The 25,418-nt window shown below is 55.9% G+C and carries 23 protein-coding genes and 1 pseudogene; 18 read left to right on the top strand and 6 right to left on the bottom strand.

The features are described from left to right. Positions 1-86 precede the first annotated feature (86 nt). The 3 genes from EV130_RS25475 to EV130_RS25465 form a co-directional block, all read right to left on the bottom strand. A complete protein-coding gene (locus EV130_RS25475; RefSeq protein ID WP_132662016.1) occupies positions 87-1,022 on the bottom strand; it encodes a HEPN domain-containing protein in 936 nt (311 codons plus the stop codon). A gap of 137 nt (positions 1,023-1,159) precedes the next feature. Then, positions 1,160-1,984 (bottom strand): IclR family transcriptional regulator, encoded by an 825-nt coding sequence (locus EV130_RS25470; protein ID WP_132662014.1) that lies wholly within the window; start codon positions 1,982-1,984, stop codon positions 1,160-1,162. 60 nt (positions 1,985-2,044) lie between these two features. Continuing rightward, the gene (locus EV130_RS25465) at positions 2,045-3,358 is read right to left on the bottom strand and encodes an MmgE/PrpD family protein (protein ID WP_132662167.1); all 1,314 of its coding nucleotides are present in this window, start codon (positions 3,356-3,358) and stop codon (positions 2,045-2,047) included. 177 nt (positions 3,359-3,535) lie between these two features. Here EV130_RS25465 and EV130_RS25460 point away from each other — a divergent pair, with 177 nt between their 5' ends. The 12 genes from EV130_RS25460 (at position 3,536) to EV130_RS25405 (ending at position 14,131) form a co-directional block, all read left to right on the top strand. After that, the gene (locus EV130_RS25460) at positions 3,536-3,823 is read left to right on the top strand and encodes a (2Fe-2S)-binding protein (RefSeq protein WP_132662012.1); all 288 of its coding nucleotides are present in this window, start codon (positions 3,536-3,538) and stop codon (positions 3,821-3,823) included. Then, positions 3,820-5,196 carry an NAD(P)/FAD-dependent oxidoreductase gene (locus tag EV130_RS25455; RefSeq protein WP_132662010.1) on the top strand — a complete coding sequence of 459 codons (1,377 nt, stop codon included), beginning with the start codon at positions 3,820-3,822 and terminating at the stop codon, positions 5,194-5,196. The genes EV130_RS25460 and EV130_RS25455 overlap by 4 nt, the downstream gene beginning before the upstream one ends. After that, on the top strand, positions 5,193-6,332 hold the full coding sequence (locus tag EV130_RS25450) for an NAD(P)/FAD-dependent oxidoreductase (protein WP_132662008.1): 1,140 nt from the start codon (positions 5,193-5,195) through the stop codon (positions 6,330-6,332). Before EV130_RS25455 ends, EV130_RS25450 begins: the two co-directional genes overlap by 4 nt. 34 nt (positions 6,333-6,366) lie before the next feature. Then, positions 6,367-7,248, top strand: a complete 882-nt coding sequence (locus EV130_RS25445; RefSeq protein ID WP_132662006.1) for a substrate-binding periplasmic protein — start codon at positions 6,367-6,369, stop codon at positions 7,246-7,248. A 63-nt stretch (positions 7,249-7,311) separates the two neighbouring features. Continuing rightward, positions 7,312-8,085, top strand: coding sequence for an amino acid ABC transporter ATP-binding protein (locus EV130_RS25440; RefSeq protein WP_132662004.1), 774 nt, complete (start codon positions 7,312-7,314; stop codon positions 8,083-8,085). Beyond that, positions 8,085-8,732 (top strand): amino acid ABC transporter permease, encoded by a 648-nt coding sequence (locus tag EV130_RS25435; protein WP_132662002.1) that lies wholly within the window; start codon positions 8,085-8,087, stop codon positions 8,730-8,732. Before EV130_RS25440 ends, EV130_RS25435 begins: the two co-directional genes overlap by 1 nt. A gap of 1 nt (position 8,733) precedes the next feature. Further along, the gene (locus EV130_RS25430; RefSeq protein WP_165918571.1) at positions 8,734-9,453 is read left to right on the top strand and encodes an amino acid ABC transporter permease; all 720 of its coding nucleotides are present in this window, start codon (positions 8,734-8,736) and stop codon (positions 9,451-9,453) included. 53 nt (positions 9,454-9,506) lie between these two features. Then, positions 9,507-10,502 carry a dihydroxyacetone kinase subunit DhaK gene (locus EV130_RS25425; RefSeq protein WP_132662000.1) on the top strand — a complete coding sequence of 332 codons (996 nt, stop codon included), beginning with the start codon at positions 9,507-9,509 and terminating at the stop codon, positions 10,500-10,502. Further along, a complete protein-coding gene (locus tag EV130_RS25420; RefSeq protein WP_132661998.1) occupies positions 10,499-11,167 on the top strand; it encodes a DAK2 domain-containing protein in 669 nt (222 codons plus the stop codon). The genes EV130_RS25425 and EV130_RS25420 overlap by 4 nt, the downstream gene beginning before the upstream one ends. A gap of 251 nt (positions 11,168-11,418) precedes the next feature. Next, a complete protein-coding gene (locus EV130_RS25415) occupies positions 11,419-12,189 on the top strand; it encodes an ABC transporter permease (protein ID WP_132661996.1) in 771 nt (256 codons plus the stop codon). Beyond that, the gene (locus EV130_RS25410) at positions 12,186-12,845 is read left to right on the top strand and encodes an ABC transporter ATP-binding protein (RefSeq protein ID WP_074062176.1); all 660 of its coding nucleotides are present in this window, start codon (positions 12,186-12,188) and stop codon (positions 12,843-12,845) included. Before EV130_RS25415 ends, EV130_RS25410 begins: the two co-directional genes overlap by 4 nt. Further along, entirely contained in the window at positions 12,845-14,131 is a 1,287-nt protein-coding gene (locus tag EV130_RS25405; RefSeq protein ID WP_132661994.1) for a KpsE/RkpR family capsule polysaccharide export protein, read from the top strand. The genes EV130_RS25410 and EV130_RS25405 overlap by 1 nt, the downstream gene beginning before the upstream one ends. A 132-nt stretch (positions 14,132-14,263) precedes the next feature. On the opposite strand, the gene EV130_RS25400 is transcribed toward EV130_RS25405, so the two are convergent. From EV130_RS25400 to EV130_RS25390, 3 genes are all read right to left on the bottom strand, one after another. Further along, entirely contained in the window at positions 14,264-16,156 is a 1,893-nt protein-coding gene (locus EV130_RS25400; RefSeq protein ID WP_132661992.1) for a capsular polysaccharide export protein, LipB/KpsS family, read from the bottom strand. Positions 16,157-16,283: 127 nt separating this feature from the next. Further along, positions 16,284-17,321, bottom strand: a complete 1,038-nt coding sequence (locus tag EV130_RS25395; RefSeq protein WP_132661990.1) for a phytanoyl-CoA dioxygenase family protein — start codon at positions 17,319-17,321, stop codon at positions 16,284-16,286. Positions 17,322-17,529: 208 nt separating this feature from the next. Continuing rightward, on the bottom strand, positions 17,530-17,904 hold the full coding sequence (locus EV130_RS25390; protein ID WP_132661988.1) for a hypothetical protein: 375 nt from the start codon (positions 17,902-17,904) through the stop codon (positions 17,530-17,532). Between EV130_RS25390 and EV130_RS25385 the strand changes: the two genes are divergently transcribed. From EV130_RS25385 to EV130_RS25360, 6 genes and pseudogenes are all read left to right on the top strand, one after another. Further along, a complete protein-coding gene (locus EV130_RS25385; RefSeq protein ID WP_132661986.1) occupies positions 17,903-18,970 on the top strand; it encodes a capsular polysaccharide export protein, LipB/KpsS family in 1,068 nt (355 codons plus the stop codon). The genes EV130_RS25390 and EV130_RS25385 overlap by 2 nt on opposite strands. A gap of 106 nt (positions 18,971-19,076) precedes the next feature. Then, positions 19,077-19,349 carry a hypothetical protein gene (locus EV130_RS25380; RefSeq protein WP_132661984.1) on the top strand — a complete coding sequence of 91 codons (273 nt, stop codon included), beginning with the start codon at positions 19,077-19,079 and terminating at the stop codon, positions 19,347-19,349. A gap of 686 nt (positions 19,350-20,035) precedes the next feature. Further along, positions 20,036-20,177: pseudogene (locus tag EV130_RS34280) on the top strand (acetyltransferase); the annotation flags it as partial. A 311-nt stretch (positions 20,178-20,488) separates the two neighbouring features. Beyond that, positions 20,489-22,705 (top strand): glycosyltransferase, encoded by a 2,217-nt coding sequence (locus EV130_RS25370; protein WP_132661982.1) that lies wholly within the window; start codon positions 20,489-20,491, stop codon positions 22,703-22,705. A 6-nt stretch (positions 22,706-22,711) separates the two neighbouring features. Next, positions 22,712-23,407 carry a class I SAM-dependent methyltransferase gene (locus EV130_RS25365; RefSeq protein WP_132661980.1) on the top strand — a complete coding sequence of 232 codons (696 nt, stop codon included), beginning with the start codon at positions 22,712-22,714 and terminating at the stop codon, positions 23,405-23,407. A 710-nt stretch (positions 23,408-24,117) separates the two neighbouring features. Beyond that, on the top strand, positions 24,118-25,296 hold the full coding sequence (locus EV130_RS25360) for a polysaccharide biosynthesis/export family protein (RefSeq protein ID WP_132661978.1): 1,179 nt from the start codon (positions 24,118-24,120) through the stop codon (positions 25,294-25,296). The last annotated feature ends 122 nt before the right edge of the window (positions 25,297-25,418 follow it).

Raw genomic sequence — 25,418 nt, 5'->3', positions numbered from 1 at the left:
GGCGGCCGTAAATGAAGGATAGCTGAAGAGCTATCAATGATGCTCTGGCGCAAGTGTTAGCGACATCGCCAGCAGGCGCGAAAACCTCACGCGCCGAGCCGGCCCTTGCAGATTTCCTCCACTAGCGCCTGCAAGTCTTTCACGTGTGTGACGAGCCATTGCAGTTCATCATTGCTAATCGTGAATTTTGAGGAGTATCGCGCCTCGACATAGGCTCGCGACAAAAGCTCAAAGCAGCGGCGGGCAAAGCGGGTATCGCGCGGCCAAGCGGAAACCAGCCGCGCATCGGTGCTTTCGGCCTGCGAGCGGAGCACCTTGATGCGGTGCGACTTTGGGCTGTAAAGCGTCAGGACGAGAAGGGCGCAGTGATATGCTGTCTCCGCGGCCTGATGGAGATTAAAAGCCGCATGGCGCGGGACGCGATCTTGAATACTTGTTTCCGCGAGTTTTAGTGAATGTTGCGATAATGGAAACCACTGATCGAAATATCGCTGCGCCTCAGCTTTCGCCTCCTCTGGTGTCAGCGCCTTCGGCTGGGTGAGCGGATGACCGGGCTCCTCGTAGAGCACGATGCCGTCCTTGGCGATGTCGGTGAAGAACGGCCGGCCGCGTGCCAACTGATCGTTGACGTCTGAAAGGCAGTGCACGATCGGAATCACCGGCGTTTCGATCCGGTGGCTGATCTGCTCTTGCAGCAGCCGTTCCTCCAGCGCCTCCCACAGCTCGTGCTCCTCGGCAAAGCTCTTGGTGTTGACGACGATCAGAAGGTCATAGTCGGAGCGGTAGCCGCTTGCGCGATCCTCGACCCAGTCGCCGCGGGCATAGGAGCCGTAAAGGATGACCTTGAGGACTTTGCCGGCGGCCTTCTTGCCGGACAGCTTGGTGGCGCGAAACTGCTCGACCTCGAAAAACAGGATTTGCAGAATACGGGCGAGCTCCCGGCGCTTCTTGTCGGGCAGATGGTCGAGATGGTCTGTCAGGGTCACTGCCGCGTCGAAGCCTTCGGTGGGAATCGTATCCATCGTAGCGGCTCATCGGTTGTTGCGCATCTAAACTCTTTACGCGCAATAATAACAAGATGCAACCGATAGCAATTGCTCAGCCGGCCAAATTATTAGTATTGCAATGCGCTGGCGCCGCTGAGGTGTCGTTCGGGCCTTCACCTCCCCTCCAATGGCGCTTCGACGCCTCCGAAGTGCGGTTCATCAAGTGGATTTAAATAGGCTTCAATCTCACGGACTTCTCGCTTTAGCATATCGACGAGCTGAGGGAGCCGCTCTGGAGCTAATCGGGCGCTCGTCAAATTGACAGCAAGAGCGGCAATTGCATCGCGCTTAGGGGGACGTATGGGAACGGCAATTGCGGAGATGCCCGCCACAAGCTCCCCTTCGTCGACCGCATAACCTTGCTTCCGAATTGCTGCCAGCGCTTCCCGCACTCTAGCCACGCTTAGATGGCTATAATGATCATAAAGCGGTGCATTGGTCGTGATGATGATGTCGGCTTCCGCTCGAGGCAGGAAGGCCAGGATGGCCTGGCTCGCTGGACCAACACCCATTGGGATCTGGCCACCGATGTGACCCGTCAGGCTGTCGATGACATAGGTTCCCTGCTGGCGATCGACACAGACAGTATTGAAGCCTGCCCGCGCCATGAGAAAAACCGAATCCCCTGTGGCTGCGGACAGGCGCATTAGCGCCGGGCGCGCTACTTTACGCAGGCCTGTCCCGTCGGCTGCTGTCGCTCCTAGCGCAAAAAGCGCGAGACCGAGGCGGTAACGGCGTGTTTTCCGTTCCCGTTCAATCAGGCCGTGCCGTTCCAAGGCACTGACAATGCGATGCGCAGTTGACTGCTTCAGTCCCATCGCTTCAGCTATGACAGCCATGTTTGCCCCGGTTTGGCCAGCACCGCCGAGGAACTTCAAGATCGCGACGCCCCTGTCGAGCAATTGAGTACCCGTTGCCGCGACCTCTTCCTTTGTCATGCTACCTCGCCCGATGCAGTCTTCCCGACTCCTATAGCAAAAGGCGGCCCATGAGCAAAACTACAACGAGAACTCGAGAGCTGCGAAAAGTTCTCTAGGGTCGGCGCCGACGCCTAGGGCGGCTATGGCATGTTTGATGGTCTGCATTTGCCCGAGGCACCCAGGCAGCTGACGGCTCAGATGATCGAATTTTGCTTCCAGATCTGCCTGCAAAATTGGGTTCGTCGGCTCGCCGAGCGGCGTAATCACCTCCCTGGTATAATGGCCGGCGCTTGTCGTCAGCGTCACGCGCGATGGCGTCGACCGGGGAAAAGATCGCCGGTAGTCTTCGGCCGCGGCCAACTGGACATTTCGCGAAAGCGCCAACACTCGGTCATCGACCAGGTGGCGGTCCTCAAGTGGCAACAGCGACACGGGGCCGTGAACCAATGCGAGCGCCACGCAGAACGGAATGCTATACTGTGCCGCTTCGTTCGTCGCTGGTTCGTACTGGTTCGGAAGCGTCAAGGCGCGTTCGAACGTCTCGACGGTTATCGCCTTGATATTTTCCGGCGCCACTAAATGCGCCTGCTTGATTTCAAGTGCAGCATCGATCGCTGCATGCGCCCAGCGGCAGCAGCTATATCGTTTGAAATAGATTTGGCCTACAGCCCAGTCCCGTCCGAGCCGCTCGATAAGCCTTGAGCGATCATATTGTGCCGGCTCGTCAAGGATGTCCAACGGTCCGCGATGGCCATGAGCGGCCAACACGACGGCTTTCAATGCGTTGGCAGTGGCCCACGGAATGCCCTCTTTGACGGTGTGACCGAAACGAGTCCAGCCGGTTGCGGATTGGCTGGTCGATGTCTGTCCGGCGATTGCCATGGCATGAGCGATCAACGACACAGGAAGGCCTTGAAGCCAGGCAGCGGCTGCCGCGACGCCATAACCGCACCACAAGCCGCTATCGGTCGTGCGGAGACCACTGATAGCGCGAGACGCAGCCACCCTGATGGCAACTTCGTAGCCGAGAGCAATGGCAGTGAATAGGCGTTCAGCATCACAATCAACGGTCTCCCCAACGGTAAGCACAGCTGGAATGATGGCAGCACCCGGATGTCCTGCTGCTCCTCTATGCCCATCGTCCAGGTCAAGTGCGGCGGCATAGGTGGAGTTCACGAAGGCCGCCCCCGTTGCCGTGACACGTTGTTTAGAAAACCACAGACCCGCTGGTCCTTCTCCCCATAAATCTCGGGCTGAATCACGAGACGCCAATCCGGCCGGCGTTGAAGCTCCGGCTGCGGCGACTCCTAGCAGGTCCAGCAGCGCGTTTTCCGCAGCGTGGAATGCAGCGGGTGCTGTGGTGGTGGCGTGGCAGAACTCCGCCAACTCCATGATTGCCGTTTTCAAGGAACACTCCTTTTGGATACTACCTAAGGGCGTGCCGAACTTTGAGGCTCGGCACGATTGATTTTGTCATTATACGGTAACTGCTATTGTTGACATCCACAATATGGGAAAATAGATCTAAGGCACAGTAGATATGACGGACCACTTGAAAAGGCTCCGCAAATGTTTGAAAGAGTGACACACGTTATACGCGAAAGATTCATCGTCCACGTTGACGGCCACCCCGTCGAAGCTTGCGAGGGCGATACGGTCCTCTCGGTACTGCTTTCGGAGATAGGCTTCGTTCGGCAATTTGAACTCAAATCCGAGAAGCGTGCGGGTTTTTGCCTGATGGGTGCCTGCCAGGACTGTTGGCTCTGGCACCTCTCCGGCGAGCGGGTTCGTGCCTGCACCGAACGCGTCTCGCCGGGCATGCGTCTCTCGACATCTCAGCCGGGGAGTGTGCGATGAGGCTAGATCGCCCAATGGTGATAATTGGAGCTGGCCCAGCCGGGATCAGCGCGGCGAAAACGCTTGCCGCGGCCGGCGAGCGGCCTGTCGTAATCGATGAAAATGCCTACCCAGGAGGACAAATCTTTCGCCGTCCGCCCGCAGCGCTCGCCCGGAATGAAACGCAGCTTTACGGCTTCGACGCGTCCCGTGCCCGCCGCCTGAAATCGACATTCGAGGCCATTGCGCCATCGATCGAATACCGAGCAGAGACGCTTGTTTGGTCTGTCGAGGACAGAAGACTTCATCTCTCGACTGCTGGAATCGTGAAGTGCATGCCGTTTAGTCGAATTCTTCTCGCCGCCGGTGCCATGGACAGGGTCATCCCAATCAACGGCTGGACAGCGCCGGGCGTCTTCAGTCTCGGTGCAGCGCAGATCGCGTTGAAGGCCCAGGCCACCTTTATTGGTAAACGCGTCGTCTTCATTGGGACGGGCCCGCTGCTTTACCTCGTAGCCTACCAATATGCGAAGGCCGGTGCAGATGTCGCAGCCGTTCTGGACTCGAGCGAACCTTTTTCCAAGATCACCCCGCTTCCAGCGTTGCTCGCAGATATCTCGAACTTTTCCAGAGGGCTATTTTATGTCTCCCAGCTGCTTCTCAGGGGCGTCAAGATCCAAACAGCGATCGCGCCGATCGAAATCGTTGCCGGCGACCGCGGCGTGACCAGCATACGCTATGAGCAAAGTGGTCAACAGGGGCAGTCGGATTGCGACGCTGTCGCGATCGGATACGGCTTAAGATCCGAAACGCAGCTTGCTGATCTGCTTGGACTGTCGTTTCAATTCGATCGTCGCCAACGGCAATGGTTGCCGGTCACAGACGGCGCGGGACGAACATCAGTTCCGCACGTCTACATTGCTGGCGACGGGGCCTCTGTTCGGGGCAGCGAAGTTGCCGAATGGGAGGGCGAACTTGCAGCTTTAAGCCTCCTCGAGGACATGGGTCGTGGCAGTCAAAAACGTGCGTCAGTCTTGCGCAGGAGGATCGACTCGTTATCCCCGTTCAGGCGTGCGCTCGACGATCATGTTTTTCCCTTCCCGCACCATTTCGCCGAAGCAATCCGTGATGAAACCATCGTTTGCCGTTGTGAGGGGATCACCGCCGGGCAAATCCGCGAAACCGTTGCCACAACGGGTGAGGCGGACATCAACCGCATCAAGGCGTTCAGCCGCTTGGGGATGGGGCGCTGTCAGGGCCGCGTCTGCGGCGCGGCCGCCTGTGAATTGATCGCCGCGACGGCACGCACAGACATCTCTGCCACCGGACGCCTGCGCGGTCAGGCGCCATTAAAGCCAATTCCGCTCTCAATCCTTGCAGGAGATCGGCGATGACGAGATTTGATGTCGCGATCGTCGGCGGCGGCCTTGCCGGCTGCTCAGCCGCCCTGCATGCCCGGCTGAAGGGTGCATCCGTGATACTTCTGGAACGCGGACGATGCGGCGGTCAGGCAAGCGGCGTAAATTATGGCGGTGTCCGGCAACAGGGCCGCCATCCGGCGGAGCTGCCCCTTGCCTGCCGAAGCCGGCAGATCTGGGGACGGTTGGCCGAGCTCGTCGGGACCGACTGTGAGTTCACCGCCACCGGGCACCTGAAACTCGCACGCAATGACGCAGACATGCAAAGCCTTCTCGCCTATCGCGACATTGCGCGGGACTACGGCATCGATCTCGAAATCCTGAGCGCCGCAGACCTACAGTGCCGCTATCCTTATCTCGGCGACGGCTATTGCGGAGCCTCGCTCTGTGCTGCGGACGGTCAGGCAAATCCAAGGCTTGCGGCGCCCGCATTTGCGCGCAAAGCCCAGGAGTTGGGCGTCACCGTCCGCGAGCATTGTGAGCTGGAGCACGCTGAGAAAGTTGCCGATGGATTCCAGCTTACGATCAAGGGCGAAACCGAGCAACTCACAGCGTGCCGCTTGATCAATACGGCTGGCGCTTGGGGCGCAAGGGTCGCGCGCTGGTTCGGCGACGAAGTCGATGAGCAGGTCATGGCGCCGAACATGTGCGTGACGGAACCGGTCGCGCCGCTGATCGGGCCGAACCTCGGGATCTGTGGCGGATCCATCTACCTCCGCCAGACCAAGAACGGCAGCGTTGTATTCGGCGCCGGCCTCGGTGTCGCAGACGCCGATCGTCTTTGGGCTCGTCCACTCGCAGACGTCAGCATGGAAGCTGCGCGCGGCGCAATCGCGATGGTGCCGCAGCTTGCCAACGTCCTCGTGGTCCGCACCTGGACAGGCATCGAGGGCAGAATGCCGGATGGGCTGCCTGTTCTCGGGGAAAGCCGCAAAGCTCAAGGGTTGTTCCATGCCTTTGGCTTTTCCGGCCACGGCTTCCAGCTCGGTCCTGCCGTCGGCGCAGTGCTTTCTGAACTTTGCCTCGATGGCTCCTCCACAACACCAATCGACGGGCTGTCACTGGGTCGCTTCGGTTTAGCCGGGGCACTGGTTTCCGCACCGTCGACGTAACCAAAACAGCGAACAAGAAAGAAAGGGAACATCAATGAACGTTAAAAGAAAGCTTTTGCCCACCATCGTGGCGATCACACTTGCAGCTGCTGTGCCTGCCGTAGCAGGCCCTGACCTCTCGGCCTACAGATTGACTGAGCCCGGCATGCTTTCGGTGGCCATCACAGGCGATATGCCCGGGCTTGTCGCGCGCGACGGCAAACTTGTCGGCTACGATGGCGAGATTCTGCAGATCGCCGCCGATCGGCTGGGCCTTGCCATAATTCCTGTCCCCATGGAATGGTCGGGTGCGATCGCCGCGGTTCAGACAGGCCGCGTCGACCTGATCGGCGGAAACGTTGCCTGGACGGAGCAGCGTGCCGCAACGCTCTCCTTGACTGACCCGACCGGATACTTCCAGAACGGCATCACGAGCAAGGCCGGAGCAGGCTGGCATAGTCTTGAGAACTTGGAAAACAAGAAAGTCGGTTCGATCACCGGATTTTCTTTTCTGCCGGAACTGCGCCGCATAACCGGTCTTCAGCTGTCACTTTACGATAGCTCCGACGCCGCCATCAGGGACATTCTTGCCGGGCGAATCGATGCGCTGGTCGGCGATCCGCCGGTGATCGACTACGCCATTGCGATGAATCCCGGATGGGACCTGACGAACAAGCCGTTCACCGATAACAATCCCGATTTTCCGCTGCTGACCGGCATCGGCAGGCAATACGTCTTCGGTCTCAGCCAGGACAACAAGGCACTTGCCGATGCCTTGAGCGGCGAGATCCGCAAGCTTTGGGAAAGCTGCGAGGTTCGGATCATCGGCAAACGATACGGCAACATCAATAATGCCAACTACACCCCGTCTCCGCAGAATTTCAGGGTAGGCGTCGACCGTCCGGAAGGCTGGACGCCGCCGAGATGTTCCAAATGAAATCCGCTCCTTTAAGCGCCGGTGAGCGCCCAGCGTCTCATCGCAACTCCTGAGGTCGTAGTCATGCAAAGCCCTGCTCTGCTTTCAGTCGCCAATCTCAAGAAATCCTTCGGCAGCTTCCCCGTTCTCAAGGGCGTGTCCTTCGAACTGTCACGGGGAGAATGTATTGCGATCATTGGTCCGAGTGGTTCAGGAAAATCCACCTGCCTTCGCGCGATCAACTATCTGGAGCCACCTTCAAGCGGGGAAATCCGGCTTGAAGGCAGACTGATCGGCAAACATGAAGACGGTCGGCGCATGAGCGATGCAGAGCTTGCTCCGCAAAGAGCCGACATGGGCATGGTATTTCAAAGCTTCAATCTTTGGCCGCATCTCGACGTTCGGTCGAACATCACGCTGCAGCCCCGGAAGGTCCGGAAAATGCCCACCAAACAGGCGGTAGAGCTTTGCGACACTGTGCTCGCAAAAGTCCACCTCAGCGAGAAGGCATCACAAATGCCTCATCGCCTATCAGGGGGTCAGCAGCAGCGCGTGGCGATTGCCCGCTCGCTTGCTCAGGAGCCGAAGCTTTTGCTCTTCGATGAGCCGACGTCGGCTCTCGATCCCGAACTGGTTGGCGAAGTCTTGACGGTTATCAAAGAGCTTGCGCGCGACGGCTTATCGATGGTGCTAGTGACCCACGAGATCGCCTTCGCCCGTGAAGTCGCAGATCGGATCTTGTTCATGGATGGCGGTGTCATCATCGAGGAGGGACCAGCGCGGCAGGTTCTCGACCAGCCACAGCACCCGCGGCTGAAGCAGTTTCTCTCGGCATTGGGCCTTGGGGAGGTCACCTGATGGATGATGATCTACTTGTCCGCATCGTCGCGGCACTGGGTTCTGGCGTCATTGTGACTTTGGAAGTGACGGCCGGGGCTCTTGTTCTTGCCGTCGGTCTGGGACTGGCGCTAGCGGCAATCCGGTACCTCTGGCACCGGTGGGCAATCGACTTTGCCATCAGCGCGTACGTCGAGCTCTTGAGAAATATCCCGAGCCTGACGTTTCTTTTCCTGCTCTATTTCGGTCTTGCTGCCATCGGGATGCGTTTGCCGGCGCTGACGGCCGCGATCGTCGGCTTAGGGCTGATCGGCGCTGCGGTAGTCGTCGATATATTTCGGGCTGGTTTTCAGGCGGTTCCTCAGGGTCAACGCGAAGCAGCTGCGGCGATTGGACTGAGGCCGATTCAGGCCTTCCGCCTCGTCATATTGCCACAAGGGTTACGCATCGCTTTAGCCCCGCTCGGCAACTACGCGGTCGCGCTGGTCAAGGACACATCTCTCGTTGCGGCAATCGCGGCACCCGAAGTGATGTTCAACGCCCGGCAACTCGTCAATGAGACGTTCCAGACGACGCTGGTCTATGGCTGTGCAGCTCTTCTTTACCTTGTGATCACTTACAGCCTTGGACAGGCAGTCCGCTGGGTCGAACAGAGGACAGCGTACTGAGATGATTTCGTTTGTCAGAACCATTTTGGAGAATATCCCCGATTGGGGGCCGCGCCTACTGGATGCTGTTTGGGTCACTTGTACTCTGACGATATGCGGCTTCCTGTTGGCGTTCCCGGTTGGAATTGCCGTCGAGTTTGTCCGCACGCGACGCTCGCCGATCCTTCGCCTGACTGCTGACGCCTATGTGTCGGTAATGCGCGGAGTACCGATCCTCGTTATTCTGTACCTTTTGTACTTCGCGCTACCGGAAGCGGGCATTGCGCTTCCATCGCTGCTGGCCGGTATTCTCGGCCTCGCGCTCGTCTACAGCGCCTATCTCGCAGAAGTGTTTCGCGCTGGCTTCGCCGCGGTCCCCTCTGGTCAGAGAGAGGCGGCGATGGCATCCGGTCTTGGGCCCTGGCAGACGTTTCGGCTCATTCTGCTACCGCAGGTGATCCGCAAGGTACTTCCGCCGCTGCTCATCAACCTGGTTTCCCTGCTCAAGGACAGTTCCATCTGTGCGCTGATCGCCGTGCCCGAACTTACGCTTACTTCGCGGGCGATCATGTCGGAGAGCTTTCTCCCTTTGCATGTCTTTGTCGTGACCGCGTGTGGTTACTTCATGATCGCATGGCCAGCATCTTTAGCCGTCCGCAGCCTGGAACGTTGGCTTTGCAGGCGCGCGGAAGGCTCGGAGACCGCACAATCAAGCCAAGACCTGTTCGCCACGCCCGCCTGAAAACTCGCGAAAATCAATAATCGCCTCTGCGCCGTCAATTACGGAGACTACAAATGAAGAAGTTCATCAACGCCCCGGAAAGTTACGTCGACGACATGTTGACCGGTCTCGTCATGGCTCACCCGGACATCGTGAGGAAGGGGAAGCAGGGGCGCACCCTTGCCCGCTGCGGTGGCGTCCCAAAAGGGCGTGTGGGGATCGCAACGGGCGGCGGTGCCGGGCACCTGCCATTGTTTGCCGGATACCTCGGCGAGGGCTTCGCCGACAGCTGTGCCGTCGGCAACGTCTTTGAAGGACCGAACCTGCAATCCTGTGTCGACGCGATCAACCTGGCCGACGGTGGCAGCGGGGTTTTACTCCTCTACGGTAACTATGGCGGCGACAGAATGAACTTCGACATGGCGAGCAAGCTTGCCGCGATAAATGACATCGAGACCGTGCTTGCGACGGACGATATAGCAAGTGCCAGCCGGGAGGAAATGTCGCAGCGACGGGGCGTTGCCGGCATCGTGTTCGCCTATAAAGCGGCGGGCGCCGCCGCAAGAACCGGTGCGAGCTTGAAGGACGTTGCAGATATTGCACGGCGGACAGTGGCTCGCACACGGACGATCGGTCTTGGAATGAAGAGTTGCCGCTTGCCGGGTGCGACCGATGAAATTTCCGAGCTTCGCGATGATGAGGTTGAGCTCGGCCTTGGAATTCACGGAGAGCCTGGTCTGTGGCGCAGGCCCATGGCGTCCGCCGATGCGCTTGTCGACGAGATGATTGGTCGGCTTCTCGAGGAGGGGCCTGACGATATGGAACACCGGCGTCTGGCAGTAATGGTTAATGGTCTAGGAGCAACGCCTCTGGAGGAGCTGTACATCGCCTTTCGACGGGCGGGAAATGTGCTTACGGAGCGGGGACTTGACGTTGTCATGCCGCTGGTCGGTGCATTTGCAACCTCCATGGAGATGGCCGGTCTGTCGGTTACCCTATGCTTCTTGGATGACGAGCTTGAGAAACTGCTGTCGGCTCAGGCGAATTGCCCGTTCTGGAGTGTGCAATGACTTACTTTATATCGGATGATCTGTCGCTTCTCCTTCAACGCGCTGCCGACTCAATGACGATCCTGGAAGCGCCGCTCAATGCTGCGGATCGGGAACTGGGCGATGGCGACACCGGGACCATGTTGACACGGCTGCTGCGGGCTCTTGCAGGTGTCGATATCCGAGGCATAAGCTTAAGTGAGGCCTTGAACACGCTTGCCTTCACCGCCAGCGCAAGCACCGGATCAAGCCTTGGCACACTCATCAGTGCGGCTCTCTTTGCTACGGCTCAACGGACGAAATCGTTAACCGATCCACTACCAGCGTCAGACACCGCAACTCTGTTAAGGTCAGCTCGGGATGCTATGCTTGAACTTGGAGGATCTCGTCTAAATGACAAGACAATCATTGATTCAGTTGATGCAGTAGCACATTCGATCGACGGCTTAGACAATTGGTCGGAGATTACAGTCGCTGCGGTCGAAGCGGCCGAGGCCGTCATCTTGCAGTTCAGAGGCCGTCCTTGTCGGGTGGGTCGAGCGCGCATATGGCCGGAAAAAAGCCGAAATCTCGATGACCCCGGTATGGTTGCATTCGCGGCACTTCTGAAAGCAATAGCGCTGGCCGACCGTCATGGTCAAAGGAACTCGATGCCTAAAAACTGCCTTTCCGAAGAATTTCGCTAATTGCCGCGGGGGATGGCGATACCTTGCCGCAGGCAGCAGGCGAGGGCTACGAAGCTTATTCTTAAGGGCGGGTGCGCTCTCGGATTTGGACGTGGGGAGAAACGATCTTTGCGGTGATGGGCTCCTGACCTTGTTGTGAGACGCTCGATCTGATTAAATGATGAAGGAATCTGCTCCGAGGGGCTAACTCTCACCACAAACAATGATATTAATGCCTGACTGGTGAAGCGGCCTGTTTCGGGGACCTCTGATTGTATTACTTGACGACACATATTCGCGTTGTTGCCGCATTGCTCATCCGCGAAATGTCGACCCGCTTTGGCAACAAGCCTGGGGGATACATATGGGCGATCCTCGATCCCGCAGCCCATATCGCTTTCATGTCCGTGATCTTTATGGGAATCGCAAAATTGCCCGCTCTGGGGACAAGCTTTCCGTTGTTTTTCGCGACCGGCTATATCGCATTCCAGTTTTACTCCGCGATGTGCGGTTTTTTGAACGGCGCCATCAAATCTAATCGGACCCTGCTCAGCTATCCAAATGTCGCCCCGATCGATACGATTGTTGCGCGTTATGTCCTTCAGGCTGCTACGACGGTCTTCGTCGCCATCTGTGTTCTCGGGGCGATCATTGTGACAATGCATCAACCTCCCGAGCTCTATTGGCCGGCGATCTTGGAAGCGGCCTTTGCAGCGACGTTGTTGGGCCTTGGTGTCGGTATATTCAACACCGTAATGTTCTTGCGTTATCCATTCTACGAACAGGTCTTCAATATCGTCAATCGACCGATGTTCCTGATCTCTGGCGTTTTTTTTCTGCCCGACGCGCTTCCGGGCCCTATGCGTGAGGTCGTGCTTTTCAATCCCTTGGTTCATGTGGTCATGCTGTTCCGCCAAGGATTCTACCCCCAATACCGGGCGGCGGACCTCGACATGTTCTATCTTTATACGTTTGTCTTTACGGTGATATTCGGCGGACTTTTTGTTTTCACCAACTCCGCAGCGGTGGCGAGAGGCCGATGATAAGACTTGAACGCGCGACCAAATATGTAAAGACCAAGGGAGTAACGAAGCCGATCATCGAGAACGCCTCTCTTGTTATCAAGCGTGGTAAGAGTGTCGGCCTGCTCGGACGAAACGGCGCGGGGAAATCGACGCTCTTGCAATTGATCGCGGGATCGCTGCGGCTTGATCGTGGGCGCATAGTAAGACAAGGCAAAATTTCCTGGCCCCTCGGTTTTCAAGGCAGCTTTCAACCGAGCATGTCCGGAGAGCAGAATGTTCGCTTTGTCGCGCGGATATACGGTGTCGATACCGAAGAGCTGGTCAATTACGTCACCGATTTCGCCGAGCTGGGCCCATTCTTCCACGCACCTGTTGGTACTTATTCCTCCGGCATGAAGGCGCGTCTCGCCTTCGGTGTCAGCATGGGCGTCAACTTTGATTATTATCTGGTTGATGAGATCACTGCGGTCGGGGATGCGAACTTCAAAAAAAAATGCCATGATGTCTTCCAACACCGGTTGCAAGATTCAGACGTTATCATGGTTTCCCACAGCACGAGCACCATCCGCGAGTACTGCGATTGCGGAGTGGTTCTCGAAAATGGCAAACTCACGTATTTTGATGATGTGGAAGATGCTATCCGGGTTCATGAGCGAAACATGAAGGGCAACTGATGACGACTGCCAAGCCGCCTGGTCCAGAACAGAAGACAGAAGATCTCCAGGCTCCTGTGAAGAAGCCTAATATCACTGTGCTCGACAACCTTAGAAAGGTCGATGTGCGCCCCGAAAGGCGCGAGGCACAGCCGGCGAAGAAGAAAAAACTGCTCGGGTCATTGAAAGTCGGGGGCCTGAAACTGCGGCATCTAATCATTGCCGGCAGCTTCGCGTTGATAGTTGCCCTACCAACTGCACTTGCATCAATCTATATGTTTTTCATTGCAGCCGATCAGTATCATAGCTCGGCCGCCTTTGCTGTCCGGAGCATCGACGGCAAGGCGAGCAGTGATATCCTCGGCATGTTCACGCAAAGTACCGGGGGCAGCACGACGGGGGCGGACTCTTATATGCTGCTCGACTATGTCGAAAGCGAGCGGATGATCGAGGCCGTCGAAAAGGCCGTCGATCTCGATGCCGCCTTTGCGCGCCACGGTGCCGACTTTTATTTCAGCATGGCGGCCGGCCTGCCGATTGAGGAGCGGCTCGAATACTGGAAAAAAATGGTACATGTCGATTTCGACCACACCTCGTCCATTCTGAACCTGACGGTCAAGGCATTCGATCCACAAAGCTCCCAAAAAATCGCATCCGTTATCATCGGTGAGAGTGAGAGGCTGATCAACGACCTTTCGCTCAAGGCAAGAAATGGTGTTCTTAAAGCATCCCAGGACGAAGTAGCGCTGGCGGAAGGCCGCCTGTCTGCTGCGCGGAACGCCCTGCGCAATTTCCGGGATGTCTCTCAGGAGGCCGATCCGGTAGAAGCGGCGAAGCTGGCTGGCCAACTGGTTGCTTCGCTCGAACAGCAGCTTACCCAGCTTCATACCGATTTGATGACCGCTCGTACGCGAATGGCAGCGGATTCACCACGGATGCGTGTGCTCACTACGCAGATCGACAGTCTTGAAAAGCAGTTGGCGCAGGAAAAACAGCGTTTCGGCAGCGGGTCGGCTGGTGGAGCTGGAGGTAGCGATGTTGCGAGCCGGATTCTGCAATACGAGGAACTCGAAACCGAGCGGGAATTTGCCGAGAAGGCCTATACCGGCGCTCTTGCCAGCTTGGAAAAGGCACGAATAGATGCCAACAATCAGCAGCGTTATTTAGCGACATTCATCCAGCCAACTCTGTCTGAAGAGGCACAATATCCAAGCCGGCTGATGATGTCTGCCCTGGTCTTTCTTGGATGCCTTTTTGCTTGGGGCGTGTCGGTAATGGGCTATTATAATATTCGAGATCGAAATTAATCGGCCGTTACTGGCGGTTTGATCGCGGTGCGCCTCGGCGGGCGGCTGTTTCGCAGTGCCGGCCTCATTCAGCACCTCGAGGAATCCAATGGGTATTGAAAGACTGTGGAAAAGCCGCCTTGGGAAGCTTTGTCACGACATCTTTGCGGCTACGTTTCCATTCTCCCGGAAGTCCAAGAAATGTTGTTTGACGCGGGCGCAAATAACCGATTTGGCGTTTTCCGTATCTCCCAAATCGACAGCATATTCGTTGCGCAGCAAATACCAGAAGCGTCGAAGGTCCTCGGCTGATGAAGCAGTTCGTCCAGGCTGGAACTGTTTCTCGAAGTCACCCCGCTGCTCGCAAACGATGCATGCGGCCATGTAGTCGGACCGGCCGAAGACATATACCGGCTTTTCGTGCAGGAGCGCTTCGGCGCCTACGCCGGAGTTAATTACGCATACGGCAGCCGATTGGGCGATGATGGAATGGATGCTGCCGGTGGCCACTACGATCCGACTAGCGTCTTTGTTTTCCCGGATGTATTTTCCAATTGCTGTCGAACCACAAAGTGGATGTCGTTTGACGACAACGGAGTAGCCGATCCTTTCGCACGCCGTGACAACTTCCTCCATCATTTCGATGGGGGTGCAATAGGCCAGGTCTTGCACGGAATCGCCCATCATTTGGAGAGCGACGAAAACAAAGCGAGCGGGCAGATTCTCGCTAGCTTGAAGCGGACCTTGAGCGTATTTCGACACGTTGCGGGAAATGGTTCGCGCTTGATCCTGTTGGAAGAACCTGCCGGCGGCCGTGGCATCCACCTCGTGAAGAGGCAGTTCGGCCAGGCTTCTTCTCGAGAACTCCGACCATCCGGAGTAACCTCCGGCATCAAAGCTGAAGCGTGACGGGCGGTCCGTTTCCTTGAAATGAAGACCATTTCGATGCTTTGACACCGTGTGATATGAGAAAAAGGGTACAGGCAGGTCTTCAACGCCATGCAGCCTAATCTGTCCCTTCACTCCATAGTCCAGACCCATCGTGCTGAGACAGTCTGCAATGGTTTGCAAAACAAATCTGATATCGGCCCGAAAACCGGGATAGTCGATCTTGTTGGATCGCAACGCGGCCGACGGAATGACGATAACTGCATCGCGCGTCTCAGTCATAGCCGGGCCAAGCCCAACTCGCGCGAGAATATCCTGATGCGCGAGTTCGATGAGCTGGGACATCGGCGAAAGTGCATCTAGGCTGAGGCGGCGTTCCAACCGGACTGCGGCTTTTTCCATTCCGTTGGTACGAAGCGCGTCAATAACCTGCTTTGCTCCTGCCAGATCCAGGAGCCACATCGATGCGTCGACCGCCTGTTGAGCGAACCTCGAAAGAAACTTTGGGTCATTGAGAATTGCCTCGCGATCGCGAACCACTCGCTCGATTACAGACCTGAGGATGTCATTGCGGCCCGCACTATCGGCGGCGGCCGCAACCGAAGCTGCGAACTGGAAGAGAGGTTTATCGGGATCGTGCGAGAGCCGCGTCACACCGTCTAGGGCGAACTCCTCGTGTCTACGTTCCTCCAGCAACAAGCTTCTCTTGAATTCGGCGACCTGAATTCGCACAGGGAATGACTCTGCAATATAATCCAAGGCCGAGAGAGCTGCTTCATACTCTCCATTCCCGCGCAGAAGCGCCGCTTCAATAACCGGCAAGAGGTTGCGATCGAACCGGGGCGTCTTCACCAACTCGTCGGCGTATAGAGGATCAACGTGCCCGAAAACCTCGTAGAGGAATAACCGCATTGAATCCGCACCCGGTGTTTCCCGTTTGCTTAGATCAACGAGGATTTTGGCTGCCTTTTCGAAGTTCTTCTGCTGACAGGCAATGTACATCCGACCGTCACAGATACGACGGCGGTGTGCCGGCATCGGCAGAAAACGCACGATGAATGCAAGGGCGGCAAAGGTTGCGCTCAGGATTCTGAGGAACCTCTTCCGTTCGATCAAATCTTGAACGCGTTCCGCCAATCGATCGATCAGGTAATTCATTGCATCTTGATCTAACTTCCCCGGTCCCGAGACGACGGTCGCATGGTGGTCGGCTCGTAAAACGCGAATATTTTACGGTTTGGCAGTAACCCGTTGTCGTTTTTTCTGCAACAGAACTCGTCCGCCATCACCGAGGATCGAGCGGCCCCGCCGTGCCGATATCTTTCCAGATCTGCCGCCTTAATCCCAAGCGGACGAGGCAATCCTCGATAAACCAGCCGATAACCTCCTTTCGGCCCTTCACGAAAGGCAAGAATGCTGCGTCAAGGCCGACGAAGGGAAGGAACGGATTGGGTCGCTGCGATGCATAGATTTCGACGCGCACGGAAGGCCGGACCGACTTCCCCCTGGCGTGGAATCCAAACGTATCTCCGACCACCAGCGTATTGGCGGGAACGGCGAACTTGGTAGGTTCAGGCAAACGCAAAAGGTGCAGCTGGTTCTCTGGAATCCGGAACGAACCGTTGTCGCCGCGGATGGACGCCAGAATGCTCTTTCTCTTGTGCCAGGCGAGCCGCCGCTTGGTAAGTTTGTGAGAGCCGGCAACATATGTGAAGGGGCCTTCGTCCTCCGGAACATCATAGAGGAAAAACCAGGCCTTCACCGTCGAGTGGAACGTATCCATGTGAAGATCAGTTTGCGGATCTTTTCCTTTGCCCTCTTCGGTTTCCGTCCCAAAGATGGTTTGTATGCTGATGACTGGCTCTGCCTTAAAGCCTCCTACATAACGGAGAGGGTCGCTCCACGCGTTGCTATCTACCAAGGCGCGAATAGCCGGATAGTTTCTCAAAACCTCAGGAGTGAGGGACGTCCGGCGCGTGACCGCTTTTCCTTGCGTCATTTCGCGAGCTGGCGCCCGAAGAGCCTCGACTTCGGAACGCAGCTGCGCAAACATTTCTGGCGCTAGGAAATTGCGTCGTTCGATATAGCCGTTCTCCGCGAAGAAGATGCGCTCATTCTGAGGAATAAGATGCTGCAGGCGACGGCGTCGCGACTCTACAATTTTCGCGGCTGTTTTGACCCGCCAGATGTGGAGGCCCTTCCGATTGAGCTTTTCGCTTCCAAGCAGCGGATTCTCAATGAAGCGCTTTTCGCCGGTGATGATCTGAAGCGCATAGACAGGAAGCATTAGCACCTTTAGTGGCGACCATTTCTGCTTCGGCATTGTCCCCTCCTTCCGCTTTCCCAGTTGCGCGATAAATGCCGCGGATTCGCCGCGAGAGCAAGAACTGATCGGTTCCATCCCCATTTGTCGAAAAGTGCTTCGTGGGGTAGGTTAGTCTATGCTGGGACATAGGAGCCACGAGTGAGGGGAATTTTCGAAGCGGCCCTTTTTTTCGTATTGCTTACTGCCTGTAACTCCACACACAACGTCAGGCGACCTTCAACGTCGGATTACGCTCTGATGTCGAATGCGCGACTCTGCAGCCATGTACTTGATGCTGACCCCACCGTCGGACTCGCAAGGTCGTCTCGTAACTTGGCATGTTGATACGGTGGTAGCCGATTCTTGCCATCACGGCTTTGGTGCGGTACGCGCTTGCGGGCTTTGCAAGACGCACCGTCCTACAGTAAGCATTCGGCACAATAGAAATCGGAACCGGGCGATTGGTTAAAACATCGACGATCTTGGCTGAAGCCGCAAAAACACCGTTTAGGATCATTGGTGGAATTGCCAGGCGGCCGCTTCCAAAGCGGAGCAAACCGCCGCTGTTTCTGTTTGGATTCGCTGCCTGGAAGACGTTCATGTATGACTGGTTTCCAGATAAGGAGATCATTTTTGCGCCCACGCGCCTCTGGCCGATCGAATTCGATGTCAATTGGAAATGGCGCATCCTGAGCGACCGGCGAGCCGAGGTTATGTCATGGCAGTACAAGGGGCTGCCGCAGTTGAAGAGCTTCTGCGCGCGCAAAAGGATTCCTTTTCATTATGTCGAGGACGGTTTCATACGATCGGTATCGCTAGGAGCATTGGAAACGCCGCCGATGTCCCTAGCATTCGACCGGCAGGATATGTACTTCAATGCCAATGGCCCGACGGATCTCGAAACAATATTGTCGGTCTATGATTTTGATGGTGATGGTGACCTGCAGCTGAGAGCAAAAGCGCTAATCGAAAGGCTTTTAAGCACGGGGTTGAGCAAATACAACTCAGGCGCCAATGTTTCGGTCGAAGAGCTTTACGGCCCCAAAACTGGGAAACGAGTTCTCGTGATCGGACAAGTAGAACGCGATGCATCCATCGCCTATGGATCACGGGAAAAGTACAACAACAATGATCTGGTCCGGCTCGCATATCGGGAAAATCCTGGGGCGCAGATCATCTACAAGCCTCATCCGGAGGTTCTTCAGGGAACGGCAGAGCCCATGTCGGATCCAAACCTAGTCCGCGGCATATGCACAGTCTTAGAAGAAAATATAAGCCTCGCCGAGAGCTTCCGAACGATTGATCATGTTTATACGATCACCTCTCTTTCAGGTTTTGAAGCGCTCTTGCGAGGGCTCAAGGTCACGACTTTGGGATGCCCGTTTTATTCTGGATGGGGATTGACCGACGATCGCCAGCTCACGGATAGAAGAAAGCGGAAACTGACGGTCGAGCAACTTTTTGCCGGTGCTTACATTCTCTATCCAAAGTATTTTGATCCGATCTCCAAGGAATATATCGAAGTTGAGCGAGCGATAGAACTACTAGCCGAAATGAGGGCGGCCCATGTCTCTCGGAATACGGAAGCCTCCGAGGTTTCGTTGGTAGATTCACGAGCGTCATGGCAGGGTAATTCGCGCTCGGCTATCGCGCAAAGATTCCGCTAACGAGATACGGCCATCAAGGACGAGAATCTTCGTCCTTCCATTTCTTTCGGTGAAGCCGCTTCACCGGCTGCGCGTCCTGTGGGAAAACTAAAAGGAGAGGCATGCGATGCTTGATCATGGATTTGCGCCGCACATCTCCATGGCCGAGATTGTCAAAACGTTGGGCCCCGGCGGTATCGCAAAGCTCATCCACTTTGAGAATGAGGCAGAGGCCGAGATTTACAAAGGCTTCCACCAATGGAACATCACTAGTCTTGTTCAGAGACCGTGGAGTTTGGCGAATTTGAAACATACGCGAAGGTTAGACAGCGCACCATTCGACCGTGGCGGGCGTTTCGGAGTCATGAATATAATCACCGCCACGGTACGAAAGCTGTAATTTCTCGCATCGCATGTTGGCCGGGGCAAAGAAAGGGACGCCATTTTGGCCAACCAGCCTGTGTTCCCGGTCGCTTAGAGCCTCGTTGGCCCTCCGGAGCCGTGGAGCAGAAGGAGAAGGGATCCGATGTTCGCGGTCTCGACGCCTCCCGGACGCGTTGCGGCGCTTCTAATGACGCTCAAGATGAGATCTCAGGTACTGAAAAACAAAAGCCCGCCGCATTGAGCGAGTGGTTTGGCAATTGAAATTTAGTGTCGCAATAGGCATGGTGATCCGGTAGTTTTTGACCGAGACCATGAATGACTGAAGCAGGTAAAGAGACTGTCCGCCTTGTGGGGGACGTTAAGCTTAGGTTTGGATGCTCTAAGATTGTCGTAGAAGAACCCGTCGAAATTAGAGCTGGATCATATGACATCCGGCGGGTCGGCGCTTACACGTTCCTCGGTGGCGAAAACTCGGTGATTCGACATGTGGAGAGCATTGGTCGCTTCTGCATGATTGGCCCGGGGGCACAATTCGGCATACCCCAGCATCCAGGCGACCATCTCTCCGCACATATCATTTTCGAATTTAACGCCATTAACACCTTTCCTTCCGAACAGGTCAGACGCTATTGGGATCGGAACGAATCCTTGGCGGCTGCGGCCCAGGCGAAATGGATCGCCTCCAAAAATTTACACAGAATTTCGATCGGAAACGACGTCTGGATAGGGCGTGGCGTAACCATTATGCGAGGCTGCAGAATTGGCGACGGCGCGATCATCGCTGCTTCCTCGGTCGTCACGAAAGACGTAGAGCCGTACTCCATTGTTGGCGGCGTTCCAGCGAAGGTCTTGCGGTGGCGATTCGACGAACTGCAACGTTTTGACCTGCAACGACTAGAATGGTGGAAATATGATCTCAGTGTTATGGACGGCGTCGATGTGGCCGACATAGCCGCCGGGATAGCCAAGATAAAAGCAAACATCCAAGCTGGGGTGAGACCCTATTCTCCTAAGTTGTCGGCGCTTCGAGGCGCTACTCCGAGAGTCACCGACTTTTTAGAACACGCTGCCGTATTGGAAAGTTGAGTTTTTGACTTCCCTCAGACGCGGCCTGCCTCTAAGAGGCTTGAGTTTGCATATACGCCGGGGATAGAGATGTATTCACCACTGCACGAAGTGTCGATAGAACGTGTGCGAGCCACAGGAATTCATGAGCCGAGTTCAGATCGGGTGAACCTGGTATTCGCGTCAGACCGAAATTACCTGCCGTACACAGCCGTGACGCTGGCTTCAATCCTGAAAAACTACAAAGGTTCCAAGGCTATCCACGTCTACCTCCTGGTGGATCAAAAGCTTGACGATCAGCACGTTGCCAAGTTCAACGCACTTAAAGAAATCCATGGTTTCGACTTCCACGAGATCGATGTCGATGCATCGCAGTTTGCAAACATCCGCACGTCGGCCGGCATATCTATCGCTACCTATTACCGGCTCCTGATGCACAAGCTACTGCCAAAGGACGTGCATAAAGTCCTTTACCTCGATAGCGACCTGATCATTCTCGATTCGATCGACAGTCTCTTTGACGAAAAGTTCGACGGGGCCGTTTTTGCTGGCGTGGAAGACAGCATCTCAACAACTTATAATAAGCGTTTTGGCATCCCTGCCAGCGGTCGGCATATCAATGCCGGCGTGATGCTGGTGAATATCGATGCAATGCGGCGCATCCGCTTCGATGGCCTTGTCGAAAGGTATCTTGAGGCGAACCGTTATCGTCTCACCCTAGGCGATCAGCAGATCATCGCCGAGCTGTTCTTCGATGCGATCCGCTATGTGCCAGTGAAGTGGAACGTTCACGGTTCTATGTTCGCGCCGAATTGGATCGATAGCTTCGTTGGCTCCCAGAACGCGATGGATGCAACAGAAGCCGCTAAGGCAATATCTTCTCCGTCGTTGATACATTATACTCTCGCTCGCAAGCCATGGATGTCGCTCGAGCATCCGGAGTCAGACAAGTGGTTCAAATATCTTGCACTGACGCCTTATGCGGCGGAGATAAGCAAACCACAACCGTATGGAGGGGGGGCTAAGAAGCCAGGGACGAAGAATCCTGAGCCTATGAGCCCGCTACGGCATTTCTTCACGAAATACATCCCGGGGACGGCAATCAGCATCGCGCGACTGCGTCGAACCAGGCTTGATGTCAACAAACTCAACAAGCGCGTCACCGCGATCGAGAATGTAGGTCGCGCAAGCCCTGGAACAGCGCCGGGGTCCGCGGTCGAGCTCAAGTCGATCCTGGTCGAACGTGCCCGCAACCTACCGAACACATTTAGCGCTGGAGAAGCAATTGGTAGCTTAGCGCCAAACAGCCAGATCCTGTCCAACGTCAACAAGAGCGACATGGACGGCGGATACGCCGAAAACATCAAGACCGCCACGAAGACTGCCAAATTCTCGTTCTTCAAGGATCGGGCGCCCGACGCCGTTTTCCTGCTCTCGCAGCGCATCAACCAAACGATGTTCTGGGATTGCATCAGATCGGCCTATCTCTACGATAGGCCTCTCTATTTTGTCGAAGTTGCCCTGTTTGGCGCGTTCTCCTCATATTTCGACGCGGACGCCACGCTAAACGAGCGTAGAGCGCTTGGCTTCATGATTGACGATATGGGCTACTACTTCGATGCTCGGCAGCCGTCTCGCATAGAGCGGACGCTGAACGATCCTTCCTTCGTTCTTACTGAGGCCGAGACAAGTCGCGCCAGAGCGGCCATTTCTCGCATTTGCGCCGAGCGCATCACAAAATATAACCGATACATCGACAGCGCGCCGTATCACCTTGAGCGAGGCGCTGTCCTGATAATCGACCAAAAGAAGGGCGATGCCTCTATCGAGTTCTCCGGCGCGACCGATCAGACGTTCGCAGATATGCTCGATGCTGCCATCCGAGATAATCCCGGCAAGCCGGTGTACTTCAAGCGACATCCTGACAGTATTTACCGCAATATGAACTCATACCGTGACCGAACACGTTCTGCAGTCACCGTCCTTCCGGATGATGTTTCGATCGGCGCCATTATCGATCAATGCGAGGCTGTCTACACCGTTTCGTCTCAGGTCGGCTTTGAAGCTTTGATGCGCAACAAGCGTGTCGTTACTTTTGGCATCCCGTTCTTCTCGGGCTGGGGGCTTACCGACGACCGAATGCCGATCAGTCGCCGAACCATGCGCCGTTCTATTGAAGAAATCTTCTATGTCTCATGTATAAAGCAATCTATATATGTCGACGCCAGCTCGGGAGCGCTGGTCGAGATCGAGAAGATAATCGATATTATACTGCAAATGCGAGCCGATAGAGCCGCTAGAAGCTGAGGGGGCATGGAAAACACGACTCAAGGAGCCGCTTATGCAGCGGCTCTTATCACATCTGAGACACGACACGCTAAGCTTTTGCATGCTTCCGGCGTCAGGGTAGAAAAGCCAGAAACCTACATCGACGCTTCGATCGTGCGAAGACCACGGTTAAGCGTGGACCTCAGCGCCGAATACTACCAGCACCTCCACGATGACGACAGAGCGTACCAGGAGAACAACTGGCTTATCTCGGAAGAAGCTCAAATCCTCAAGCTTTCCAAAGGGCGCTCCATCGCCGAAATCGGCTGTGGCAACGGACAGTTCACAAAATTGGTCGCGGACAGAATCAGAAAGGTCTTCGCCTTCGATTGGGCGCGGTCCCCATCTCTGACAGATCTTCCGGAAAACGTCAGGTTCATCCAAGGTGATATTCGGAAAACCGATATCCCGGATGTTGATGTTCTGTGCTCCGCCGACGTATTGGAGCATTTCCCACCGGATGATCTTCCGCCGCTCATAGCGAAATTTTCGGCTGCCGCAAAGGCACAGCACCACATCATCGCATGCTATGACGACGGGCATAGTCATCTCACCGTGATGCCGCCTTCCGGATGGCTTGCCCTTTTCTGGCGCTTCTCATCCTCATCTGTCATTTGCAATGTCGAGTGTCGCCGAAACAATCCAAAGCAGATCATATGCACGATTGCCACAAAGTCGTGAAGTACCCCACGCGCACCAGTGCCAAGGTCGATTGACACCGATCTGAACCCTTGAAAACTGCTCGTTATGAGGTTCCCCTTGCTCTCCGGGCTCAAAGGAGCGGAAGAGAAGGTATCGCAGTTTCGGCCAGATGGCGGTCATTCTGAAGCCCAACAAGACCCCCCGAAGCGCAAGCGTCGCGGCAGACTTCTGGGCGATGGACTTCGTTCACGACCAGCTTGCCACTGTGCCACTGGCAACAAACTGCGGGTGTTGACGATGGTCGATATCTTCTTGCACTGCGTGTCGTTTTTGATCCCCGCTACCGCAGCCGCGGAGAAGATGGGGTGCGGACGCTGGAACGGGTATATTCTGCCAGATCGGCGGCCCAAGGTCCCTCTTCACGAAATCTAGCGGATAAATCTCCCGCAGCGTTGTTTCAGCAATCCCGCGAGGAAGCTAGACACATGCATCGATTCACGCCGTGGTCCGTTTAAGCGCCTTTAACTCAAATTGTAGATAGTTCGCTGGGGCTGCTTGCGGGAGCGTGGCTGAGCCCTTACTGCACTATGGCATTGATAACGCAGCTGTGATTTTTTTAGGGATCGGTTCGCCAATTGGCTTGTTGTGAGACGTCCAGTGTGCTTTGCAGGTGCCAATTAGAATCTTTTGCAAATAGGTCGGCTGTGACATCGAGGATCAATGTTCTCGCCGATATCGAGGGAAATCAATTGGTTCGATCGAGTATTGTGTTGATCTGCCTTGCCTTGGCGGGCTGCCAGGGGCTGCCTGCGCAGGGACCTCTTGCCGATACAATAAACAAGGATGCCGGACGTTCCGCCGTAGAAGTCGGCCGCCGCAATGCCGCCGTTTTTGATATCGTCGACGTTGACAGCCGTTCTGCCACTCTTGTTTCCAACTATGTGGCGACTGCTCTCAATCGCCGTTTCGGTATTGGCGGTGGCGTGGGTCGCGTGGTGATTGGCGTCGGCGATCACCTGAAGGTTACGATTTTCGAAGCAGGCAGCGACGGGCTCTTCTCGACGACGGAATCGAAGCAGACGAACCTCGATATCGTAGTTCAGCCGGATGGTATGGCCGCAATTCCCTATGCAGGATCGGTCCAGTTTGAGGGCAAGACGCTCGAGGAAGCTCGTAAGGCTATTCTTGCGTCGCTGGCGAACAAAGCCGTCGAGCCGGACGTCATCGTGACGAGTGTCAGCACCGCATCTCGAAATGTCACGGTGTCCGGTGAGGTCGGCAAGCCGTCCCAGGTGCCACTGAGCCTCGTAAGTGAGAAGATCACCGAAGTGCTCGCCAAGGCAGGCGGCTCGCAGGCACAGCCCTACGAAGCCTATGTTACGCTCGTCCGGGGCAAGAAAACCGGCACGGCGCTCCTGAAGTCGATCATCGAAAATCCATCGGAAGACATTTACGTCCAGCCCGGCGACCGGATTTTCGTGTCGAAAGACCCGCGGACGTTTACAATCCTCGGCTCCGCCAATCTTAACGCTCGTATCAATTTCGGCGCAAACGATCTCAATTTGCTAGAGGCGGTCGCACTTGGTCGAGGCGGCAATGATCTGGCGACGGACGCAAAAGGATATTTCCTGTTCCGCTATGAGGAGCCTGATGTCGTCATGAGCCTGCTTGGCACCAAGCGGTTCCATGAGCTGCTGAACAAGGGACTTGCCCCAGACAGCGTGGGCCGGTATCCGATCGTTTACCGTTTCGACATGAGTCATCCGGATAGTCTGATCGTCGGACAGACCTTCCCGGTCAAGAATCGCGACGTCATTTACATCTCGCGCCATCCTGTCGTCGATATTCGTATGTTCCTGGGTATTGTGGGCCAACCGGTCGGTATTGCCGCGCAGAGCGCTGGAATCTACAACAACATGAACGATTAGTTCGTTTTTCTGATCGTTGCTGTGCTTCTGGGAGGAGTTTCATCAAAAAATGATGGGGCTCCTTCCTTTGTTTACAGTCGGTTACAGTTGTTATTGAAAGTTATGGGAATACAACCCCAGAT

This window comes from Rhizobium azibense (assembly GCF_004342325.1).
Taxonomy (GTDB): domain Bacteria; phylum Pseudomonadota; class Alphaproteobacteria; order Rhizobiales; family Rhizobiaceae; genus Rhizobium; species Rhizobium etli_B.
The sequence above is the reverse complement of the archived record's forward strand: the minus strand, read 5'-3'. Positions and strand labels throughout refer to the sequence as shown.

What these genes read in the sequence shown, in the direction of transcription:
- EV130_RS25425 (WP_132662000.1), top strand. Translation starts at nt 9,507, where the DNA reads ATGAAGAAGTTCATCAACGCCCCGGAAAGTTACGTCGACGACATGTTG.
- EV130_RS25365 (WP_132661980.1), top strand. Translation starts at nt 22,712, where the DNA reads ATGGAAAACACGACTCAAGGAGCCGCTTATGCAGCGGCTCTTATCACA.
- EV130_RS25405 (WP_132661994.1), top strand. Translation starts at nt 12,845, where the DNA reads ATGACGACTGCCAAGCCGCCTGGTCCAGAACAGAAGACAGAAGATCTC.
- EV130_RS25380 (WP_132661984.1), top strand. Translation starts at nt 19,077, where the DNA reads ATGCTTGATCATGGATTTGCGCCGCACATCTCCATGGCCGAGATTGTC.
- EV130_RS25400 (WP_132661992.1), bottom strand. Translation starts at nt 16,156, where the DNA reads ATGAATTACCTGATCGATCGATTGGCGGAACGCGTTCAAGATTTGATC.
- EV130_RS25465 (WP_132662167.1), bottom strand. Translation starts at nt 3,358, where the DNA reads ATGGAGTTGGCGGAGTTCTGCCACGCCACCACCACAGCACCCGCTGCA.
- EV130_RS25370 (WP_132661982.1), top strand. Translation starts at nt 20,489, where the DNA reads ATGTATTCACCACTGCACGAAGTGTCGATAGAACGTGTGCGAGCCACA.
- EV130_RS25470 (WP_132662014.1), bottom strand. Translation starts at nt 1,984, where the DNA reads ATGACAAAGGAAGAGGTCGCGGCAACGGGTACTCAATTGCTCGACAGG.
- EV130_RS25395 (WP_132661990.1), bottom strand. Translation starts at nt 17,321, where the DNA reads ATGCCGAAGCAGAAATGGTCGCCACTAAAGGTGCTAATGCTTCCTGTC.
- EV130_RS25440 (WP_132662004.1), top strand. Translation starts at nt 7,312, where the DNA reads ATGCAAAGCCCTGCTCTGCTTTCAGTCGCCAATCTCAAGAAATCCTTC.
- EV130_RS25460 (WP_132662012.1), top strand. Translation starts at nt 3,536, where the DNA reads ATGTTTGAAAGAGTGACACACGTTATACGCGAAAGATTCATCGTCCAC.
- EV130_RS25430 (WP_165918571.1), top strand. Translation starts at nt 8,734, where the DNA reads ATGATTTCGTTTGTCAGAACCATTTTGGAGAATATCCCCGATTGGGGG.
- EV130_RS25420 (WP_132661998.1), top strand. Translation starts at nt 10,499, where the DNA reads ATGACTTACTTTATATCGGATGATCTGTCGCTTCTCCTTCAACGCGCT.
- EV130_RS25455 (WP_132662010.1), top strand. Translation starts at nt 3,820, where the DNA reads ATGAGGCTAGATCGCCCAATGGTGATAATTGGAGCTGGCCCAGCCGGG.
- EV130_RS25450 (WP_132662008.1), top strand. Translation starts at nt 5,193, where the DNA reads ATGACGAGATTTGATGTCGCGATCGTCGGCGGCGGCCTTGCCGGCTGC.
- EV130_RS25475 (WP_132662016.1), bottom strand. Translation starts at nt 1,022, where the DNA reads ATGGATACGATTCCCACCGAAGGCTTCGACGCGGCAGTGACCCTGACA.
- EV130_RS25445 (WP_132662006.1), top strand. Translation starts at nt 6,367, where the DNA reads ATGAACGTTAAAAGAAAGCTTTTGCCCACCATCGTGGCGATCACACTT.
- EV130_RS25435 (WP_132662002.1), top strand. Translation starts at nt 8,085, where the DNA reads ATGGATGATGATCTACTTGTCCGCATCGTCGCGGCACTGGGTTCTGGC.
- EV130_RS25385 (WP_132661986.1), top strand. Translation starts at nt 17,903, where the DNA reads ATGTATGACTGGTTTCCAGATAAGGAGATCATTTTTGCGCCCACGCGC.
- EV130_RS25390 (WP_132661988.1), bottom strand. Translation starts at nt 17,904, where the DNA reads ATGAACGTCTTCCAGGCAGCGAATCCAAACAGAAACAGCGGCGGTTTG.
- EV130_RS25410 (WP_074062176.1), top strand. Translation starts at nt 12,186, where the DNA reads ATGATAAGACTTGAACGCGCGACCAAATATGTAAAGACCAAGGGAGTA.